At 61.6% G+C, this 1,467-nt stretch carries 1 protein-coding gene; it reads left to right on the forward strand.

What is annotated here, in order from left to right; all coding sequences use genetic code 11:
* The first annotated feature begins 76 nt into the window (after window positions 1-76).
* Window positions 77-1,438 (forward strand): transposase, encoded by a 1,362-nt coding sequence (locus F3H57_RS22020; RefSeq protein WP_149759078.1) that lies wholly within the window; start codon window positions 77-79, stop codon window positions 1,436-1,438.
* Window positions 1,439-1,467: the final 29 nt, after the last annotated feature.

Raw genomic sequence — 1,467 nt, forward strand, 5'->3', positions numbered from 1 at the left:
GATGGTGTTGAAAAACTCCGCTTGAGCGACGTCACTGGTGCTGATTCAATTCTCCTGAAGCATGGGAGAACTGGCGATGATGGGGCCGAGGCAGGTTTCGCAGGGCGCGCTGTTCTACGAGTTCGCAATAGAAGACCACGTCCCGGCGGAGCATCTGCTCAGGGGCATCGACCGCTTCGTTGATCTCGGAGACATGCGCCGCCATCTCGCACCATTCTACAGCATGACGGGCCGCCCCTCGGTCGATCCGGAGCTGATGATCCGCATGCTGATCGTCGGCTACGCCTTCGGCATCCGGTCAGAACGGCGGCTTTGCGAGGAGGTTCATTTGAACCTGGCCTATCGCTGGTTCTGTCGGCTCGACTTGACCGACCCGGTGCCCGACCACTCGACCTTCTCGAAGAACCGGCATGGCCGGTTCCGAGAGAGCGATCTGTTCCGGCGGCTCTTCGAGGCAGTGCTGGCGCGGTGCATCGCCGAGGGGCTCGTGGGCGGTGAGAGCTTCGGGGCGGACGCTTCACTGATCAAGGCGGATGCCAGCCGCTACACCAAGACCGAATACTCGGAATGGTCAGCGGAAGATGACGCCAGCCGAGCGACACAGGAATACCTCGCCACGCTCGATGACGCGGCTTTCGGTGCGGCCACGCCTGTCAAGCCGAAGGCAATCTCGCCCACCGATCCCGCCGCACGGTTCACCGGAGCCAACGGGGACAGACCCTTCTTCGCCTATAGCACCAACTACCTTGTCGATCTGGACAACGCGATCATCGTCGACGTCGAGGCCACCGTTCCGATCCGGCAGGCCGAAGTCGGTGCCGTGCAAAACATGCTGACGCGAACCAGAGCCCGCTTCGATCTGCACCCCGAAAGGCTGGCCGCGGATACCGCCTACGGCACCGCTGAGATGCTCGGCTGGCTCGTCGACGATCAGAAGATCGAACCGCATATCCCGGTCTTCGACAAAACCGAACGCAAGGACGGCGCGTATCCGGCGACCGACTTCGCCTACGATGAAAAGGCAGACGAATACCGCTGCCCCGGAGGCCACGCGCTGAAGCCCTACTGGCGGGATATTTCGAAGGGACGACCGGAATACGGGAAGGACGGCTGCAAGAAGTACTATGCTCGGAAACAGGATTGCGCCGCCTGCGCGCTGAAGCCGCACTGCACACCTAACCAGGCCACGCGAAAGATCTCCCGATCGCGGTACGAGCACGCGCGCCAGAAAGCCCGAGAGATCGCCAAGACCGATGCCTATGTCACTTCGGGATACGCCCGGAAGAAAGTCGAGATGCTCTTCGCTCACCTGAAGCGCATTCTTGGCCTCGACCGCCTTCGCCTCAGGGGACCAAATGGCGCCAAAGACGAGTTCCACATAGCCGCAACCGTCCAGAACCTCCGCAAACTCGCCAAGCTGAGGCCTTCAGTGGCCTGAGAAGTTGGCAGGACCGCAATGGCTATCCA

Source organism: Roseivivax sediminis (assembly GCF_900112685.1).
Taxonomy (GTDB): domain Bacteria; phylum Pseudomonadota; class Alphaproteobacteria; order Rhodobacterales; family Rhodobacteraceae; genus Roseivivax; species Roseivivax sediminis.

Coding starts and splice junctions, on each gene's coding strand:
- F3H57_RS22020 (WP_149759078.1), top strand. CDS start 77: ATGATGGGGCCGAGGCAGGTTTCGCAGGGCGCGCTGTTCTACGAGTTC.